This is a genomic window from Escherichia sp. GZ89, from assembly GCF_019366485.1.
Classification (GTDB): Bacteria; Pseudomonadota; Gammaproteobacteria; order Enterobacterales; family Enterobacteriaceae; genus Escherichia; species Escherichia fergusonii.
Genome location: NZ_JAEOHX010000006.1, coordinates 61,151 through 78,817 on the forward strand (window position 1 = coordinate 61,151; position 17,667 = coordinate 78,817).

Below are 17,667 nucleotides of genomic sequence, written 5' to 3' on the forward strand. Positions count from 1 at the left end.
ACAAGTGCCGGATATCATATCCGGCACTTAACTCTCCTCAACGCCTCGCGTTAACGCAAAATCTCACACTGATGATCCTGAATTTCTTCGGACGAAGCACGATTCAGCACCAGTAAATTTCGTCGTGTTGCCAGTAGAACAAACGAATTATCACTCTGGCGGGCCATCGCCAGTGCGTAGCTTCCCATATGTTTCCGGGCCTCCGGGACTTCTTCCGCCAGCATCATAAACGGACTACGTTGTACCAGTTCGCTTTCTGTTACCCGACGCGCCAGGTATTCATGTCCACGCAACCCACCAGGCAGCGGTAACCAGCGGCTGCTAATGTTCGCCAGATTGTTATCCAGTTGTTCGCGCACATCCGGGCGTAAACAAGAGAGATGAATATGAAAATGGTTTTGCGTACGCCCGGTACGGGAGTTAATCGCCAGTGAAACTGCGCGGTCGGGGATCGGCTTGCCGTATTTCTCGCTCATAAAACCACGCACCTGCCAGGCCAGCCAGAAGAAATTAGGCGTTCCAGGATCTGTAAGTAACGGGCTTTCCGTTCCGTTAATTCGGTACGTTGGCATCAGCAAATATTGCAACGGTCCGTTCCGGTCTTTAAAGACGACGTACCCTGCCTCCGGCTTCACTTTTGCACACGGGGCCGGATTTTGATTCTGCAATTGATTTGGTACACATTGCTCAAGAACAATCTTACGTAACGCGTCCGATTCTCCTGTGAATTGCCAGTAATAAACACCAGCAGCTGTGGCAATAGCTATCATCACCAAAAAAAGAAAGCGTGCTTTTTTCATCACTTTTTCCGTGTATCTCAAAGAGATGCAAGGGTAGCGCAAAATCGTGTCAAATAAAAAACCCGGTGCACAGGGCTACCGGGCTTTGGTCTTTTCAGCAAAATTAACGCTTACTGATTTGGTCAAACGTGCCACCGTTAGAGAAATGCTCTTTTTGCGCTTTCGTCCAGCCGCCGAACTCTTCATCAATGGTGAATAACTTCAGCTTTGGAAACGCATTTTCGTACTTTTTCGCCACCTCAGAATCACGCGGACGATAGTAATTTTTGGCGGCAATTTCCTGGCCTTCTGGCGAGTAGAGATATTTCAAATAGGCTTCCGCGACTTCTTTGGTGCCTTTTTTCTCCACCACTTTATCGACAACCGACACCGTTGGCTCTGCGAGGATCGACTCACTCGGCGTAACGATTTCGAATTTATCTTTCCCCAGTTCATTCGCCGCCAGCAGAGCTTCGTTTTCCCAGGCAATCAGCACGTCGCCAATACCACGTTCTACGAAGGTGTTAGTAGAGCCACGTGCGCCAGAGTCCAGTACTTCGACGTTTTTATACAGTGCCCGGACAAAATCCTGCGCTTTGGCCTGATCGTTGTTATTGTGGTGCAGAGCGTATCCCCACGCCGCCAGGTAGTTCCAGCGTGCGCCACCAGAACTCTTCGGATTAGGCGTGATCACCGAGACTCCGGGTTTGATCAGATCATTCCAGTCATGAATTTGTTTGGGATTACCTTTACGTACCAGAAAGACGATGGTGGAGGTGTACGGCGCGGAGTTATCCGGTAAGCGTTTAATCCAGTTTTGATCAATACGACCACGTTCCGCGATGGCGTCCACGTCGTAAGCCAGCGCCAGTGTGACGACATCAGCCTCGATACCATTAATCACTGACGTCGCTTGCTTGCCTGAACCACCATGGGACTGGCGGATCACCACATTGTCGCCGGTTTGCTGTTTCCAGTGGGCGCTAAATGCTTTGTTGTACTGTTCGTACAGTTCACGCGTCGGATCATACGAAACGTTAAGTAATTGAATATCCTTTGCCAGAACACTGCTCGCTGCCAGTAATAAAGTTAACCCTACGACCCACTTGTTCATCACCCGGCTCTCTTATGTTGTGTTGTGATGAGCCAAGCGTGCCAGAAAGAGATTCAAACATTAAAGAATAAAAAAAGATTGGCTATAACGAATATGAATATAAAGAGCTATTAAAAAAGGCGGAATAAAATCCGCCTTTTCCATGCCAAAAAACGTTTAGTACAGTTTTTTCGCACACTCCAGCCAGTCACCTTTGAACGGACGCTTCATGTTTTCGATAGCATCAATGATGTCATGGTGAACCAGTTGTTCGTTCTGAATACCTACGCAGCGACCACCGTAGCCAGCCAGCAGCAGCTCGATAGCGTAAGCGCCCATACGGGAAGCCAGAATACGGTCGTAAGGTACCGGAGAACCGCCACGCTGAATGTGGCCCAACACGGTTGCGCGAGTTTCACGACCGGTTTCTTTTTCAATGAAGTGTGCCAGTTCGTCCACATCGCACATGTGCTCAGTGATCGCCACAATTGCGTGTTTTTTACCTTTGGCGATACCGGCTTTAATTTCGTTTACCAGATCTTCACGGCTGAACTCAACTTCCGGTACAACAACGAATTCACAACCACCAGCAATAGCAGCTGCCAGAGTCAGATCGCCACAATAACGGCCCATCACTTCCACCACGGAAATACGCTGGTGAGAAGAGGAAGTGTCACGCAGGCGGTCGATAGCTTCTACAACCGTACTCAGGGCAGTGAAGAAGCCGATAGTGTAGTCAGTACCTTTGATATCGTTGTCGATGGTGCCAGGCAGACCGATGCACGGGAAGCCCATTTCAGTCAGACGCATTGCCCCCATGTAAGAACCGTCACCACCGATAACAACCAGCGCGTCGATACCACGTTTTTTCAGGTTTTCGATAGCCACCGCACGGATGTTTTCGTCGCGGAATTCCGGGAAGCGCGCGGAGCCCAGGAAAGTACCACCGCGGTTGATCATGTCGGACACACTGTAACGGTCAAGCTGAACCATACGGTCTTCATACAGACCCAGATAGCCGTCATAAATCCCCATGACTTCCAGACCTTCCGAAAGCGCCGCACGCACGACACCACGGATTGCTGCGTTCATGCCAGGCGCATCACCGCCGCTTGTCAACACACCGATTTTCTTAATCATGACTACCTCTGAACTTTGGAATGCAAAATGAAATCTGTTGCCGGAAGTCGATTCTGCACATCGAACACCTAACGAATATGCAGATAGTATAACAACCACTCCTTGCTGAATTGATTCAGGTCAGGCCAAATGGCGGTAATTTATACACAAAATGCGGGTCTGGCTCTCTTTTCGCATGCATTATGACAGCTCAAACCGTTTACCCTCCCTGGGTACGACGGAACAAGGATCCTGATGAATAATGACATCTGAGCCTGGGAAACGCCGTAAAATAGCCTGCTCCACCTGATCCGCCACCATATGTGCCTGAACCAAAGGCAGAGAGTCTTCCATTTCCAAATGAATCTGAATAAAGCGGGTCGGCCCTGACTGCCGCGTGCGAAGATCGTGAGCGCCGCTGACACCCGGCCAGGAAGTCACGATATCAATAATTTCTTGTCGTTCGTCATCGGGCAAAGCACGATCCAGCAATGACTGTACCGCCTCGTATCCCATACGTAACGCACTATATAAAATATAGATGCCAATACCCAAAGCAAACAGGGCATCTGCGCTATGCCAGCCATACCAGGACAGGGCAAGTGCCAGCAAAATCGCGCCATTCATCATAACATCAGACTGATAATGAAGCATATCCGCCCGTACCGCCTGACTTTGTGTCCGGCGAACCACCCAACGCTGAAACGAGACAAGGAGGATGGTGCAAACTAACGCGACGATTGTGACAATAATACCAACGCCAGGATCATTCATCGGTGTTGGCGAAATCAGATGCTGGATCCCGGTTAAAAACAGAAACAACGCTGAACCAGAGATAAACATACTTTGTGCCAACGCCGCCAAAGATTCCGCTTTACCATGTCCAAATGAGTGATTGTCATCGGCTGGTTGCAGTGAGTAACGCACGACCAATAAGTTAGTTAATGACGCGCCGATATCCACCAGCGAGTCCACCAGCGCGGCAAGAATACTCACCGAACCGGTATACCACCACGCAAAAATTTTAATCAGCAATAGCAGCGAAGCCATCGCTGTCGCAGCTATTGCTGCCCGACTGACTAGTCGTCCATAAGATTGATTCATAACTACTCCCGCTATCGACTGACGGTAGTATAACGGATACAAATCATCCGCAATGCATCAAACATCGGGTAAATTGGAGTCAAAAAAAACCCCCACATCATGTGGGGGAAGACAGGGATGGTGTCTATGGCAAGGAAAACAGGGTTTACTACTGGGAACGTGAGTTGCTACTACTCAATAACTTCAACGATGAATCTTTTTTAAATTGCGTCACGTCACGCAGTTGTTCAATTCGTTGTTGATGCTTTTCATTTAAAACCGCTTGCTGCTCAGGCGTTAACAGGTGATACATCTGATTGCGAACCTTTGCCATTTCAACCTGGCGGGCAACCTGTTGTTGTGCCATCTTTTCAGCCTGAGCACGTACAGCGTTTTCATCAAATTTTTCTGCGGTGACAAGGCGGTGCATTGTCTCCACTTCGCTAACATTTACAGGAGGCTGGTCGTGCCGGGCACGTTGCATCAGATCTCGCATCTGTTGACGCTGATGTTCGGTTAAACTTATGCCGTCGAACATATGGCTCTGCGTACTGCGCTGTGCAAGTTCTTCACCCGGATGCCAGTTATCGCCTGTAACGACTTCAGCAGCGTGGCTTAAAGAACTGAGTGCCAGCGTTGAGGCCATGACGGCAGCGGTAACTATGCGCATCATTTGCTCCCAAAATCTTTTCTGTCGCGATTCAACGATAGAGAGTTTACGATTCAGGCTGCAAACATGCGTCAGGGGGTGTAAAACAACGTAAAGTCATGGATTAGCGTCGTCTGATGACGTAATTTCTGCCTCGGAGGTACTTAAACAATGAATAAAATTCTGTTAGTTGATGATGACCGAGAGCTGACTTCCCTGTTAAAGGAACTGCTCGAAATGGAAGGCTTCAATGTGGTTGTTGCCCATGACGGGGAACAAGCACTCGAACTTCTGGACGACAGCATTGATTTACTTTTGCTTGACGTGATGATGCCGAAGAAAAATGGCATTGATACCCTTAAAGCACTTCGCCAGACACACCAGACTCCCGTCATTATGCTGACCGCTCGTGGCAGCGAACTTGATCGCGTCCTCGGCCTTGAGCTGGGCGCAGATGACTATCTCCCGAAACCGTTCAATGATCGTGAACTGGTTGCGCGGATCCGCGCGATCCTGCGTCGTTCGCACTGGAGCGAACAACAACAAAACAATGACAATAGTTCCCCAACCCTGGAAGTAGACGCCTTAAGTCTCAACCCTGGTCGCCAGGAGGCCAGCTTCGACGGGCAAACGCTGGAGTTGACTGGCACTGAATTTACCCTGCTCTACTTACTGGCACAGCATCTGGGTCAGGTGGTTTCCCGTGAACATTTAAGCCAGGAAGTGCTGGGCAAGCGCCTGACGCCTTTCGACCGCGCTATCGATATGCATATCTCTAACCTGCGTCGTAAGCTGCCGGATCGTAAAGACGGTCACCCGTGGTTTAAAACCTTGCGTGGTCGCGGCTATCTGATGGTTTCTGCTTCATGATAGGCAGCTTAACCGCGCGCATCTTCGCCATCTTCTGGCTGACGCTGGCGCTGGTGTTGATGTTGGTTTTGATGTTACCCAAGCTCGATTCACGCCAGATGACCGAGCTTCTGGATAGCGAACAGCGTCAGGGGCTGATGATTGAGCAGCATGTCGAAGCAGAACTGGCGAACGATCCACCGAACGATTTAATGTGGTGGCGGCGTCTCTTCCGGGCCATTGATAAGTGGGCACCGCCAGGCCAGCGTTTGTTACTGGTAACTACGGAAGGCCGCGTGATCGGCGCTGAACGCAGCGAAATGCAGATCATTCGCAACTTTATTGGCCAGGCCGATAACGCTGATCACCCGCAAAAGAAAAAGTATGGCCGCGTGGAACTGGTCGGTCCGTTCTCCGTGCGTGATGGCGAAGATAATTACCAACTGTATCTGATTCGTCCGGCCAGCAGTTCTCAATCCGATTTCATTAACTTACTGTTTGACCGCCCGCTATTACTGCTGATTGTTACTATGTTGGTCAGTACACCGTTGCTGTTGTGGTTGGCCTGGAGTCTGGCAAAACCGGCGCGTAAGCTGAAAAACGCTGCCGATGAAGTTGCCCAGGGGAACTTACGCCAGCACCCGGAACTGGAAGCGGGGCCACAGGAATTCCTTGCCGCAGGTGCCAGTTTTAACCAGATGGTCACCGCGCTGGAGCGCATGATGACCTCTCAGCAGCGTCTGCTTTCTGATATCTCTCACGAGCTACGCACCCCGCTGACGCGTCTGCAACTGGGTACGGCGTTACTGCGCCGTCGTAGTGGTGAAAGCAAGGAACTGGAGCGTATTGAAACCGAAGCCCAGCGTCTGGACAGCATGATCAACGACCTGTTGGTGATGTCACGTAATCAGCAGAAAAACGCGCTGGTGAGCGAGACATTGAAAGCTAACCAGTTGTGGGGTGAAGTGCTGGATAACGCGGCGTTCGAAGCGGAACAAATGGGCAAGTCGTTTACGGTTAACTTCCCGCCTGGGCCGTGGCCTCTGTATGGCAACCCGAACGCTCTGGAAAGTGCGCTGGAAAACATTGTTCGTAATGCTCTGCGTTATTCCCATACGAAGATTGAAGTGGGCTTTGCGGTAGATAAAGATGGCATCACCATTACGGTGGACGACGATGGTCCTGGCGTTAGCCCGGAAGATCGCGAGCAGATTTTCCGTCCGTTCTATCGCACCGATGAAGCGCGCGATCGTGAATCTGGCGGTACAGGTCTTGGGCTGGCGATTGTCGAAACCGCCATCCAGCAGCATCGTGGCTGGGTTAAAGCGGAAGACAGCCCGCTGGGTGGTTTACGACTGGTGATTTGGTTGCCGCTGTATAAGCGGAGTTAACCGCACAGGGCAGCTTTTGTAGCCGGATAAGGCGTTTACGCCGCATCCGGCATCATGTCTTATTTTCCCCACAACCGCCGTGAAAAATCTTCGATTTTGCCGCTCAGTCGGCGCTTCTGCATCGTCCGCGTCCAGCTTTTCGATAACCCGGCAGCGGAGAGTAAACGGTGATACTGCTCGTCATCAAACGGCATATGCCATGCGATAGCAGCAGCCTCCTGCACGGTCACATCGCTGACACGGGAAACCAACTCCAGCGGCGCGTCCGCAGACACTTTCCCCGGTGCAATCACACTATACAACCAGCCCACTTTACCCGTATTTTGCATCAACTGTGCTATGTCACTGATATCAAAATGGTAATTGAGTTTATAGCAAGGCGAACGCGGCTGGCTGACCTGAATTAATGCCTCTCCCCAGCGGAAAATATCGCCAATATAAACATTGCTTTCCGTCAGACCGTCGGTTGAGAGGTTTTCACCAAACGCAGGCGCAACAAACAAATCTGCCTGTTCAGGAAATTCCCGCGCCCAGTAGAGATAATGCTCGCGAGGATAATGACACAGCGCCCTGTCTGGCCCACCGTGAACGATTTTCTCTGCCTGCTCGTCACCTTCCAGCCCCAGCTCTGTAAGCATCAATTCGCCATCAACCTGGATTTTGGCAATTGCGCTGGGTTTGCCTTCGGGATAAGCCTGAATCTTGCCTGTGTACACATCAACCGGATAATGCATCTGTTTTCTCCTTCGCAGATACAAAAAAGCGAGCCATCAGACTCGCTTCTCACAGGCGTTTATGCAACCTTATTTTTTAGCAGCGAAACGCGTCGCAGCTTCGTCCCAGTTCACCACGTTCCAGAATTCTTTGATGTAGTCCGGGCGGCGGTTCTGGAATTTCAGGTAGTAAGCGTGTTCCCACACATCCAGGCCCAGGATCGGGAAGCCGGAAGCGCCAGAAATAGCTTCGCCCATCAGCGGGGAGTCCTGGTTAGCAGTAGAAACCACCGCCAGCTTATCGCCTTTCAGCACCAGCCATGCCCAGCCGGAACCAAAGCGGGAAGCTGCCGCTTTTTCAAATTCTGCTTTGAAGTTATCTACGGAACCGAAATCACGTTCGATAGCCGCTTTCAGGTCGCCCTGCAGAGTGGTGCCTTTTTTCAGACCTTTCCAGAACAGGCTGTGGTTAGCGTGACCGCCAGCGTTGTTGCGCAGCACGGTTTTTTTGTCTGCTGGCAGCTGGTCCAGTTTGGTGATCAGCTCTTCAACCGGCAGGTTGGCAAATTCTGGCAGGCTTTCCAGCGCCGCATTGGCGTTGTTGACGTAGGTCTGATGGTGTTTGGTGTGGTGGATTTCCATGGTCTGCTTATCGAAATGCGGTTCCAGGGCATCGTAAGCATACGGCAGGGATGGCAGGGTATAGCTCATATTCTTCTCCAGTTGTGTCGGGCGGTCGATTGTTAACGCCGCGTAAGCAGTTGGTTCATTATAGTTAATTAAATGGTATTGAAAATGATTATCAATGCCGTACTTTTCGTAAGGATATGGTTTTGCAGGAAAATGCCTGAGATGTGAGCCAAATCACCCACTTAATGCGCTGATTGCCAGCAAATCATCATCAGCGGCAACAGGCGAAAGGTTAAAGGTATGCGCGATTTTTACACTCATCACGTCGGAAGGGTGACACGACGATAAAAATGATGAGGATTTCAAAATGAGCAACGCGATTACGATGGGGATATTGTGGCATTTGATTGGTGCGGCCAGCGCAGCCTGTTTTTACGCCCCGTTCAAACAAGTAAAAAAGTGGTCATGGGAAACCATGTGGTCGGTAGGTGGTGTGGTTTCATGGATTATCCTGCCGTGGCTGATCAGCGCCCTGTTACTACCTGATTTCTGGGCGTATTACAGCTCGTTTAGCCTCTCAACCCTGCTGCCTGTCTTTCTGTTCGGCGCAATGTGGGGGATTGGCAATATCAATTACGGCCTAACCATGCGCTATCTCGGCATGTCGATGGGGATTGGTATTGCCATTGGTATCACGTTGATTGTTGGTACGCTGATGACGCCAATTATCAACGGCAATTTCGATGTTTTGATCAATACCGAAGGCGGACGCATGACATTGCTCGGCGTTCTGGTGGCGCTGATTGGCGTAGGAATTGTGACTCGCGCCGGGCAGTTGAAAGAGCGCAAAATGGGCATTAAAGCCGAAGAGTTCAACCTGAAAAAAGGGCTGGTACTGGCGGTGATGTGCGGCATTTTCTCTGCCGGGATGTCCTTTGCGATGAACGCCGCAAAACCGATGCATGAAGCCGCTGCCGCACTAGGCGTCGATCCACTGTATGTCGCTCTGCCAAGCTATGTTGTCATCATGGGCGGTGGCGCAATTATCAACCTCGGTTTCTGTTTTATTCGTCTGGCGAAAGTGAAAGATTTGTCGCTAAAAGCCGACTTTTCGCTGGCAAAACCGCTCATCATTCAAAACGTATTGCTATCGGCGCTTGGCGGTTTGATGTGGTATCTGCAATTCTTTTTCTATGCCTGGGGACACGCGCGCATTCCGGCACAATATGACTATATCAGTTGGATGCTGCATATGAGTTTCTACGTGCTGTGCGGTGGAATTGTGGGTCTGGTATTGAAAGAGTGGAAAGATGCCGGACGTCGCCCGATTAGCGTACTGAGCCTCGGTTGCGTGGTGATTATCATCGCCGCCAATATCGTGGGTATGGGGATGGCGAGCTAAACTTTTTGCGCACTGAGATGACGCCACTGGCTGGGCGTCATCCCGGTTTCGCGAGTAAATACCACTGAAAAGTAGTTACTGTCTTCAAACCCACACTGCATTGCAATCTCACCAATCAGTAACCGACTATGTTGCAAAAGATACTGAGCATGGCAAATCCGTACCTGTCGTAAATACTGGTTAATTGTCATCCCCGTCTGCTGGCGAAATTGTTGTCTGAGTACCCGCTCGCTGCATGATTCTTGCTGACAAAACCTCTCCAGCACAAAAGGACGTTCAAGGCTTGCTGCCAGCACGGTTATCAATTTATCCAGCAACGTTTCATGGGCGCTGATTGGCAGATTGTCGCTGGCATAACGATATCGTTGCAGGGTCATCACCAGTTGCCCAAAAAGCAGTTCCGCCATGTTGTTGGCGTGTGCGTCGCGGTGCGTGCTCTCATGTTCCAGTTGGCTGATAACCTGTCGCGCCTGCCCCATGCCAAGGCTTCCCAGCCGCCAGTGAGGGCAATGTTTCGTACCAGAAAAGCCCGGAATAGCGCTTTGCCAGTCGAGATTTAGTGTTAGCCGCTCCGGGCAGTAGATGATGTTTTGTAAAACCAGGTCGTTGACGGAAGTATAGGAGTGGCGATCATCAGCATGAATATAAAACAAATCACCACGGGTAATGCGGTAAGGCCGACCATTCAGCACATGCAAGCCGTTTCCGCGCCATACCAGCACCAGTTCACAAAATTCATGAGTATGTTCTGCAAAAACATCCTGCGGATAGCGATCAGCCACAGCAACAGCTTGTTCGTCATCAGCAAAAAAGTCTTTTTTCAGCAAAGTTAATTGAGTCGCCACCGTTTCTCCCTGGTCTGGTTCCTTGTGCATTATTCGCAATCAGGTGGCGAAATACGTTGATTCTATTCGCGTTACTGCAGAGAAGCGTCGCGCCCCTGGCGAATCTCACGCGGTGACCAGCCAAACTCTCGGCGAAACAGCGTCGAAAAGTGATTACTGTCAGCAAATCCGCAACTAAAGGCGATGTGGGTAACGCTGTCATCACTGTGGCGCAGCAAATGCCGGGCCTTCACCAGACGCAGACGATTAAGATAGCGTTGCGGGGTCAGTCCGGTGTGCTGTTTAAGCTGGCGATGCAACGTGCGTAACGAAAGCGCAAAGCGATCAGCAATTGCTTCCCAACTAACCGCTTCTGCAAAGTGATCTTCAAGCCAGGCAATCAAATGATTAAGGCGTGCATCGGTATTCTCATCACCTTCCAGCAGACTGTTTTTGCGTAGCGCCACCAGCAGCTGCATAAATAAGATTTCGCGATTTGCCACGGTCGATAAATCCTGCCCGGCACTGACTTGTTCCAGCCGGGTAATCAACTGACGCACCTGTTGTAACGTGTGCTGATCAATACGCCAGTGTGAGGGGTAATGCCCATTGCACTCCTGCGGCAATAACTGATGTAGCCCTGCCAGAAAGCGGAATTTATCTGGCGAACGGTATAGCACATTTGTCAGATTTAGATTATCGGTGTGTTCGTACATATGTCTGTCACTATCGCGAATAAAACAGACCATACCGCCACTGATGGTATAGGGCTGCCCGTTCAACACATGAATACCGGTGCCATGTTCAACAATCACAATTTCATGAAAATCATGGTGATGTTCAGGAAAAGCACCTTGCGGTAACCGTGGTTCGATCGCCACTGATACCTCTTGTGCCGGGAAAAAATCAACGCTATGTAATTTCGTCATAATGATTTCCTGATGTGACTATCTCTGCCTGAATGGTAATCAAGCACCGATAACCCCACCTTAAATTTTCGACATAAAAGCGCGTAAATCCGGTCAATTTTTGAAGATATATCAGGAAAATTCGCGAATTGCGGCGAGCGTCACATCCGCTAAAAACGGCAAAATGTGAGAAGTATCACCCTTACCTTTGCCATGTTGCCAATGGCACATTTTCCTGTCAGTAACGAGAAGGTAGCGAATTCAGGCGCTTTTTAGACTGGGCGTAATGAAATTCAGCAGGATCACATTATGACCTTTCGCAATTGTGTCGCCGTCGATCTCGGCGCATCCAGTGGGCGCGTGATGCTGGCGCGTTACGAGCGTGAATCCCGCAGTCTGATGCTGCGTGAAATTCATCGTTTTAACAATGGGCTGCATAGCCAGAACGGTTATGTCACCTGGGATGTGGATAGCCTGGAAAGTGCCATTCGCCTTGGATTAAACAAGGTGTGCGAGGAAGGGATTCGTATCGATAGCATTGGGATTGATACCTGGGGCGTGGACTTTGTGCTGCTTGACCAACGGGGGCAGCGCGTGGGCCTGCCCGTTGCTTATCGCGATAGCCGCACCCATGGTCTGATGGCGCTGGCACAACAGCAACCCGGCAAACGCGATATTTATCAACGTAGCGGTATCCAGTTTTTGCCTTTCAATACGCTTTATCAACTGCGTGCGCTGACGGAGCAACAACCTGAACTTATTCCACACATTGCCCACGCTCTGCTGATGCCGGATTACTTCAGTTATCGACTGACCGGCAAGATGAACTGGGAATACACCAACGCCACAACCACACAACTGGTCAATATCAACAGCGACGACTGGGACGAAACGCTACTGGCGTGGAGCGGGGCCAACAAAGCCTGGTTTGGTCGCCCGACGCATCCGGGTAATGTCATTGGTCACTGGATTTGCCCGCAAGGTAATGCAATTCCTGTCGTCGCCGTTGCCAGCCATGATACCGCCAGCGCGGTTATCGCCTCGCCGTTAAACGGTTCCCGCGCTGCGTATCTCTCTTCTGGCACCTGGTCATTGATGGGCTTCGAAAGCCAGACACCATTCACCAATGACACGGCGCTGGCAGCCAACATCACCAATGAAGGTGGGGCGGAAGGTCGCTATCGGGTGCTGAAAAATATTATGGGGCTTTGGCTGCTTCAACGAGTGCTTCAGGAGCGGCAAATCAACGATCTTCCGGCGCTTATCGCCGCGACACAGGCACTCCCGGCCTGCCGTTTTATCATCAATCCCAATGACGATCGCTTTATTAATCCTGACGAGATGTGCAGCGAAATTCAGGCTGCGTGTCGGGAAACGGCGCAACCGATCCCGGAAAGTGATGCTGATCTGGCGCGCTGTATTTTCGACAGTCTGGCGCTGCTATATGCCGATGTGTTGCATGAGCTGGCGCAGCTGCGCGGTGAAGATTTCTCGCAACTGCATATTGTCGGCGGCGGCTGCCAGAACACGCTACTCAATCAGTTATGTGCCGATGCCTGCGGTATTCGGGTGATTGCCGGGCCTGTTGAAGCCTCGACGCTCGGCAATATCGGCATCCAGTTAATGACGCTGGATGAACTCAACAATGTGGATGATTTCCGTCAGGTCGTCAGCACCACCGCGAATCTGACCACCTTTACCCCTAATCCTGACAGTGAAATTGCCCACTATGTGGCGCGGATTCACTCTACACGACAGACAAAGGAGCTTTGCGCATGACCACTCAACTGGAACAGGCCTGGGAGCTGGCGAAACAGCGTTTCGCGGCGGTGGGGATTGATGTCGAGGAGGCGCTGCGCCAACTTGATCGTTTACCCGTTTCAATGCACTGCTGGCAAGGCGATGATGTTTCCGGTTTTGAAAACCCGGAAGGTTCGCTGACCGGGGGGATTCAGGCCACAGGTAATTATCCGGGCAAAGCGCGTAATGCCAGTGAGCTACGTGCCGATCTGGAACAGGCTATGCGGCTGATTCCGGGGCCGAAACGGCTGAATTTACATGCCATCTATCTGGAATCAGACACGCCAGTCGCGCGCGACCAAATCAAACCAGAGCACTTCAAAAACTGGGTTGAATGGGCGAAAGCCAATCAGCTCGGTCTGGATTTTAACCCCTCCTGTTTTTCGCATCCGCTAAGCGCCGATGGCTTTACGCTTTCCCATGCCGACGACAGCATTCGCCAGTTCTGGATTGATCACTGCAAGGCCAGCCGCCGTGTTTCAGCCTATTTTGGCGAGCAACTCGGCACACCGTCGGTGATGAACATCTGGATCCCGGATGGCATGAAAGATATCACCGTTGACCGTCTCGCCCCGCGCCAGCGTTTACTGGCAGCACTGGATGAAGTGATCAGCGAGAAGCTGGATCCTGCGCACCATATCGACGCCGTTGAGAGCAAATTGTTTGGTATTGGCGCGGAGAGCTACACGGTTGGCTCCAATGAGTTTTACATGGGGTATGCCACCAGCCGCCAGACGGCGCTGTGCCTGGATGCCGGACATTTCCACCCAACTGAAGTGATTTCCGACAAGATTTCCGCCGCCATGCTGTATGTGCCGCAGTTGCTGCTGCACGTCAGCCGTCCGGTTCGCTGGGACAGCGATCACGTAGTGCTACTGGATGATGAAACTCAGGCGATTGCCAGTGAGATTGTTCGTCACGATCTGTTCGACCGGGTACATATCGGCCTGGATTTCTTTGATGCCTCTATCAACCGCATTGCCGCGTGGGTTATTGGTACGCGCAATATGAAAAAAGCCCTGCTACGTGCGTTGCTGGAACCTACCACTGAACTGCGCAAGCTGGAAGCAGCGGGTGATTACACTGCGCGTCTGGCGCTACTGGAAGAACAAAAATCATTGCCATGGCAGGCAGTCTGGGAAATGTATTGCCAACGTCACGATACCCCAGTGGGTAGCGAATGGCTGGAAAGCGTGCGGGCTTATGAGAAAGCGATTTTGAGCCAGCGTGGGTAAACACTGCCGGATGCGGCGCGAGCGCCTTATCCGGCCTACGGGTCGTGCATCCGACAACACCGAATTTACAGGAACACAGAACATGCAAAACATTACCCAGTCCTGGTTTGTCCAGGGAATGATCAAAGCCACCACCGACGCCTGGCTGAAAGGCTGGGACGAGCGCAACGGCGGCAATCTGACGCTGCGCCTGGATGACGCCGATATCGCACCGTATCACGACAACTTTCATGCACAACCGCGCTATATCCCGCTCAGCCAGCCCATGCCTTTACTGGCAAATACACCGTTTATTGTCACCGGCTCCGGCAAATTCTTCCGCAACGTCCAGCTTGATCCTGCGGCTAACTTAGGCGTCGTAAAAGTCGACAGCGACGGCGCGGGCTACCACATTCTCTGGGGGCTAACTCACGAAGCCGTTCCAACCTCTGAACTTCCCGCTCACTTCCTTTCCCACTGCGAACGCATCAAAGCCACCAACGGTAAAGATCGGGTGATCATGCACTGCCATGCCACCAACCTGATCGCCCTCACCTATGTGCTGGAAAACGACACCGCGGTCTTCACCCGCCAACTGTGGGAAGGCAGCACCGAGTGTCTGGTAGTGTTCCCGGATGGCGTCGGCATTTTGCCGTGGATGGTGCCCGGCACGGACGAAATCGGCCAGGCGACCGCACAGGAAATGCAAAAACATTCACTGGTGTTGTGGCCCTTCCACGGTGTGTTCGGTTCCGGACCGACGCTGGATGAAGCCTTTGGTTTGATAGATACCGCAGAGAAATCAGCGGAGGTGTTAGTCAAAATTTACTCGATGGGCGGTATGAAGCAGACCATTACCCGCGAAGAGCTGATTGCACTCGGTGAGCGTTTTGGCGTTACGCCACTGGCCAGTGCGCTGGCACTTTAATATCCCGACAGATATCCGGCGGTGTGGGAAACGTCGCCGGACAGATGGATTTGAACTTAAGGAGAGTCCTTATGAGTTTTATGTTGGCATTACCGAAAATTAGCCTGCATGGTGCTGGGGCAATTGGCGATATGGTAAATCTGGTTGCAAATAAACAGTGGGGAAAAGCACTGATCGTTACCGATGGGCAACTGGTTAAGTTGGGATTACTGGACAGCCTGTTTGCCGCACTGGATCAACACGAAATGTCTTATCACTTATTTGATGAGGTATTTCCTAACCCCACCGAAGAACTGGTGCAAAAAGGCTACGCTGCATTTCAGGATGCCGCATGTGACTACATTATTGCTTTCGGTGGCGGTAGCCCAATTGATACTGCAAAAGCCGTAAAAATCCTTACCGCTAATCCCGCGCCTTCTACGGCGTACTCTGGTGTGGGTAAAGTGACAAACCCCGGCGTACCGCTGGTGGCAATCAATACGACTGCCGGAACAGCTGCTGAGATGACCAGCAATGCAGTGATCATCGACACCGCGCGGCAGGTAAAAGAGGTCATTATTGACCCGAATATCATTCCAGATATTGCGGTGGATGATGCCAGTGTAATGCTGGAGATCCCGACCTCTGTTACCGCCGCCACGGGTATGGATGCACTGACTCACGCAGTTGAAGCCTATGTTTCTGTTGGTGCACATCCATTAACCGACGCTAACGCACTGGAAGCTATCCGTTTGATTACGCTGTGGCTGCCAAAAGCGGTAGATAATGGTCATAATCTGGAAGCCCGTGAACAAATGGCATTCGCCCAGTACCTGGCAGGTATGGCATTTAACAGTGCGGGTCTGGGCCTTGTTCACGCACTGGCGCATCAACCTGGCGCTACCCACAACCTGCCGCATGGTGTGTGCAATGCTATCTTGTTGCCAGTTATTGAAAACTTTAACCGCCCGAATGCCATTGCACGCTTTGCTCGCATTGCTCAGGCGATGGGTGTCGATACGCGTGATATGAGTGAAGAAGCGGCAAGTATTGAAGTAATTAATGCTATCCGCACATTAAGCCATCGCGTGGGTATTCCGGCAGGATTCAGCCAACTTGGCATCACCAAAGAAGATATTGAAGGCTGGTTAGATAAAGCCCTGGCTGACCCGTGCGCGCCATGTAACCCGCGTACCGCCAGCCGCAACGAGGTGCGCGAGCTGTATCTGGAGGCATTATGATCCGTAAGGCATTTGTGATGCAGGTTAACCCCGATGCTCACGAAGAGTATCAGCATCGGCATAATCCTATCTGGCCAGAACTGGAAGCAGTGTTGAAATCTCACGGCGCGCATAACTACGCCATCTACCTCGACAAAGCGCGTAATCTGCTGTTTGCCACAGTAGAAATTGAATCTGAAGAGCGCTGGAATGCGGTTGCCAGTACTGATGTTTGCCAACGTTGGTGGAAATACATGACCGACGTCATGCCCGCTAACCCGAATAACAGCCCGGTGAGTAGCGAACTGCAAGAAGTGTTTTATCTGCCGTAATTGCCTAATGTGCCGGAGACGCCTTCGGCACAATATTTTTAATTTCGATTTGAAAAATTAAACATATTACATCTCCCGGTAAGTTATATTTCCCTGATACATTGTGAGTAAATCATAAAAAATAATGAATAACCCATTAATAATTCATGTGGTTTATTTAAATAACCATTATGTGCATTACTCCGCAAATTTGACCTTACACTCTGTCTCAAATTGTCATTGTTTACCGACATATCGCCTCTCATCACTTAATCGCTCCACCATTACAATTGATTAAAATATATTTTATGGAGTTCGATTAATGGCTGCTCTTACTGCAAGCTGTATTGACCTGAATATTCAGGGCAATGACACTTATTCCATTCTGAAGCAGTTGGCGACAATGGCGTTACAAAACGGTTTTATCACCGACTCACACCAGTTCCTGCAAACCCTGCTGCTGCGCGAAAAAATGCACTCCACCGGTTTTGGTTCTGGTGTCGCCGTGCCGCACGGTAAAAGCGTCTGCGTTAAACAACCGTTCGTGTTATTCGCCCGCAAAGCGCAGGCCATTGACTGGAAAGCCAGCGATGGCGAAGACGTCAATTGCTGGATCTGCCTCGGCGTACCGCAAAGTGGCGAAGAGGATCAGGTCAAAATCATCGGCACACTGTGTCGCAAAATTATCCACCAGGATTTTATCAACCAACTGCGACAGGGCGACGCCGACCAGGTGCTTGCTTTGTTAAATCAAACCCTCAGCTCATAAGGAAGT

Annotated in this window: 18 protein-coding genes; 9 read left to right on the forward strand and 9 right to left on the reverse strand. The window is 51.0% G+C overall.

Going from position 1 to position 17,667, the window contains the following annotated elements; genetic code table 11:
- Positions 1-50 precede the first annotated feature (50 nt).
- The 5 genes from K0335_RS11595 to cpxP form a co-directional block, all read right to left on the reverse strand.
- Positions 51-800, reverse strand: coding sequence for a CDP-diacylglycerol diphosphatase (locus K0335_RS11595; protein ID WP_046077277.1), 750 nt, complete (start codon positions 798-800; stop codon positions 51-53).
- A 103-nt stretch (positions 801-903) separates the two neighbouring features.
- Positions 904-1,893, reverse strand: a complete 990-nt coding sequence (gene sbp, locus K0335_RS11600; RefSeq protein WP_001045973.1) for a sulfate/thiosulfate ABC transporter substrate-binding protein Sbp — start codon at positions 1,891-1,893, stop codon at positions 904-906.
- Between the two features lie 156 nt (positions 1,894-2,049).
- Positions 2,050-3,012 (reverse strand): 6-phosphofructokinase, encoded by a 963-nt coding sequence (pfkA, locus tag K0335_RS11605; RefSeq protein ID WP_002431815.1) that lies wholly within the window; start codon positions 3,010-3,012, stop codon positions 2,050-2,052.
- A gap of 180 nt (positions 3,013-3,192) precedes the next feature.
- Positions 3,193-4,095: a CDF family cation-efflux transporter FieF gene (fieF, locus tag K0335_RS11610; RefSeq protein WP_001076736.1), complete on the reverse strand. Its 903-nt coding sequence runs from the start codon at positions 4,093-4,095 to the stop codon at positions 3,193-3,195.
- 148 nt (positions 4,096-4,243) lie between these two features.
- Positions 4,244-4,744 (reverse strand): cell-envelope stress modulator CpxP, encoded by a 501-nt coding sequence (gene cpxP / locus K0335_RS11615; protein WP_002431816.1) that lies wholly within the window; start codon positions 4,742-4,744, stop codon positions 4,244-4,246.
- A gap of 150 nt (positions 4,745-4,894) precedes the next feature.
- Between cpxP and cpxR the strand changes: the two genes are divergently transcribed.
- Both cpxR and cpxA read left to right on the forward strand, forming a co-directional pair.
- Positions 4,895-5,593, forward strand: a complete 699-nt coding sequence (cpxR, locus tag K0335_RS11620) for an envelope stress response regulator transcription factor CpxR (RefSeq protein ID WP_001033732.1) — start codon at positions 4,895-4,897, stop codon at positions 5,591-5,593.
- Complete coding sequence (cpxA, locus tag K0335_RS11625) at positions 5,590-6,963, forward strand: envelope stress sensor histidine kinase CpxA (RefSeq protein ID WP_000580426.1); 1,374 nt, start codon at positions 5,590-5,592, stop codon at positions 6,961-6,963. Before cpxR ends, cpxA begins: the two co-directional genes overlap by 4 nt.
- Before the next feature lie 59 nt (positions 6,964-7,022).
- Here cpxA and yiiM read toward each other — a convergent pair whose 3' ends face one another.
- Together yiiM and sodA are read right to left on the reverse strand one after the other, a co-directional pair.
- A complete protein-coding gene (yiiM, locus tag K0335_RS11630; protein ID WP_104920033.1) occupies positions 7,023-7,697 on the reverse strand; it encodes a 6-hydroxyaminopurine reductase in 675 nt (224 codons plus the stop codon).
- A 69-nt stretch (positions 7,698-7,766) separates the two neighbouring features.
- Complete coding sequence (gene sodA / locus K0335_RS11635; RefSeq protein WP_000122640.1) at positions 7,767-8,387, reverse strand: superoxide dismutase [Mn]; 621 nt, start codon at positions 8,385-8,387, stop codon at positions 7,767-7,769.
- A 286-nt stretch (positions 8,388-8,673) separates the two neighbouring features.
- Here sodA and rhaT point away from each other — a divergent pair, with 286 nt between their 5' ends.
- Positions 8,674-9,708: an L-rhamnose/proton symporter RhaT gene (gene rhaT, locus K0335_RS11640; RefSeq protein ID WP_000063544.1), complete on the forward strand. Its 1,035-nt coding sequence runs from the start codon at positions 8,674-8,676 to the stop codon at positions 9,706-9,708.
- Here the strand turns inward: rhaT and rhaR are convergent.
- A complete protein-coding gene (rhaR, locus tag K0335_RS11645) occupies positions 9,705-10,553 on the reverse strand; it encodes an HTH-type transcriptional activator RhaR (protein WP_000235336.1) in 849 nt (282 codons plus the stop codon). The two genes, rhaT and rhaR, sit on opposite strands and share 4 nt — an antisense overlap.
- 71 nt (positions 10,554-10,624) lie before the next feature.
- Positions 10,625-11,461 (reverse strand): HTH-type transcriptional activator RhaS, encoded by an 837-nt coding sequence (gene rhaS / locus K0335_RS11650; protein WP_000163649.1) that lies wholly within the window; start codon positions 11,459-11,461, stop codon positions 10,625-10,627.
- A 288-nt stretch (positions 11,462-11,749) separates the two neighbouring features.
- Between rhaS and rhaB the strand changes: the two genes are divergently transcribed.
- The 6 genes from rhaB to K0335_RS11680 all read left to right on the forward strand — a co-directional run bounded on the left by rhaB (position 11,750) and on the right by K0335_RS11680 (position 17,661).
- The gene (rhaB, locus tag K0335_RS11655; RefSeq protein ID WP_104920032.1) at positions 11,750-13,219 is read left to right on the forward strand and encodes a rhamnulokinase; all 1,470 of its coding nucleotides are present in this window, start codon (positions 11,750-11,752) and stop codon (positions 13,217-13,219) included.
- Positions 13,216-14,475: an L-rhamnose isomerase gene (gene rhaA / locus K0335_RS11660; protein ID WP_104920031.1), complete on the forward strand. Its 1,260-nt coding sequence runs from the start codon at positions 13,216-13,218 to the stop codon at positions 14,473-14,475. The genes rhaB and rhaA overlap by 4 nt, the downstream gene beginning before the upstream one ends.
- Before the next feature lie 82 nt (positions 14,476-14,557).
- Positions 14,558-15,382, forward strand: coding sequence for a rhamnulose-1-phosphate aldolase (gene rhaD / locus K0335_RS11665; protein WP_001179731.1), 825 nt, complete (start codon positions 14,558-14,560; stop codon positions 15,380-15,382).
- Between the two features lie 71 nt (positions 15,383-15,453).
- Positions 15,454-16,602 carry a lactaldehyde reductase gene (gene fucO, locus K0335_RS11670; RefSeq protein ID WP_104920030.1) on the forward strand — a complete coding sequence of 383 codons (1,149 nt, stop codon included), beginning with the start codon at positions 15,454-15,456 and terminating at the stop codon, positions 16,600-16,602.
- Positions 16,599-16,913 carry an L-rhamnose mutarotase gene (gene rhaM, locus K0335_RS11675; protein WP_046077270.1) on the forward strand — a complete coding sequence of 105 codons (315 nt, stop codon included), beginning with the start codon at positions 16,599-16,601 and terminating at the stop codon, positions 16,911-16,913. Before fucO ends, rhaM begins: the two co-directional genes overlap by 4 nt.
- A 301-nt stretch (positions 16,914-17,214) precedes the next feature.
- Entirely contained in the window at positions 17,215-17,661 is a 447-nt protein-coding gene (locus K0335_RS11680) for a PTS fructose transporter subunit IIA (protein WP_046077269.1), read from the forward strand.
- Positions 17,662-17,667 lie beyond the last annotated feature (6 nt).

Coding starts and splice junctions, on each gene's coding strand:
- pfkA (WP_002431815.1), bottom strand. CDS start 3,012: ATGATTAAGAAAATCGGTGTGTTGACAAGCGGCGGTGATGCGCCTGGC.
- K0335_RS11680 (WP_046077269.1), top strand. CDS start 17,215: ATGGCTGCTCTTACTGCAAGCTGTATTGACCTGAATATTCAGGGCAAT.
- fieF (WP_001076736.1), bottom strand. CDS start 4,095: ATGAATCAATCTTATGGACGACTAGTCAGTCGGGCAGCAATAGCTGCG.
- sodA (WP_000122640.1), bottom strand. CDS start 8,387: ATGAGCTATACCCTGCCATCCCTGCCGTATGCTTACGATGCCCTGGAA.
- rhaD (WP_001179731.1), top strand. CDS start 14,558: ATGCAAAACATTACCCAGTCCTGGTTTGTCCAGGGAATGATCAAAGCC.
- rhaS (WP_000163649.1), bottom strand. CDS start 11,461: ATGACGAAATTACATAGCGTTGATTTTTTCCCGGCACAAGAGGTATCA.
- rhaT (WP_000063544.1), top strand. CDS start 8,674: ATGAGCAACGCGATTACGATGGGGATATTGTGGCATTTGATTGGTGCG.
- cpxP (WP_002431816.1), bottom strand. CDS start 4,744: ATGCGCATAGTTACCGCTGCCGTCATGGCCTCAACGCTGGCACTCAGT.
- yiiM (WP_104920033.1), bottom strand. CDS start 7,697: ATGCATTATCCGGTTGATGTGTACACAGGCAAGATTCAGGCTTATCCC.
- sbp (WP_001045973.1), bottom strand. CDS start 1,893: ATGAACAAGTGGGTCGTAGGGTTAACTTTATTACTGGCAGCGAGCAGT.
- rhaA (WP_104920031.1), top strand. CDS start 13,216: ATGACCACTCAACTGGAACAGGCCTGGGAGCTGGCGAAACAGCGTTTC.
- cpxR (WP_001033732.1), top strand. CDS start 4,895: ATGAATAAAATTCTGTTAGTTGATGATGACCGAGAGCTGACTTCCCTG.
- K0335_RS11595 (WP_046077277.1), bottom strand. CDS start 800: ATGAAAAAAGCACGCTTTCTTTTTTTGGTGATGATAGCTATTGCCACA.
- cpxA (WP_000580426.1), top strand. CDS start 5,590: ATGATAGGCAGCTTAACCGCGCGCATCTTCGCCATCTTCTGGCTGACG.
- fucO (WP_104920030.1), top strand. CDS start 15,454: ATGAGTTTTATGTTGGCATTACCGAAAATTAGCCTGCATGGTGCTGGG.
- rhaB (WP_104920032.1), top strand. CDS start 11,750: ATGACCTTTCGCAATTGTGTCGCCGTCGATCTCGGCGCATCCAGTGGG.
- rhaM (WP_046077270.1), top strand. CDS start 16,599: ATGATCCGTAAGGCATTTGTGATGCAGGTTAACCCCGATGCTCACGAA.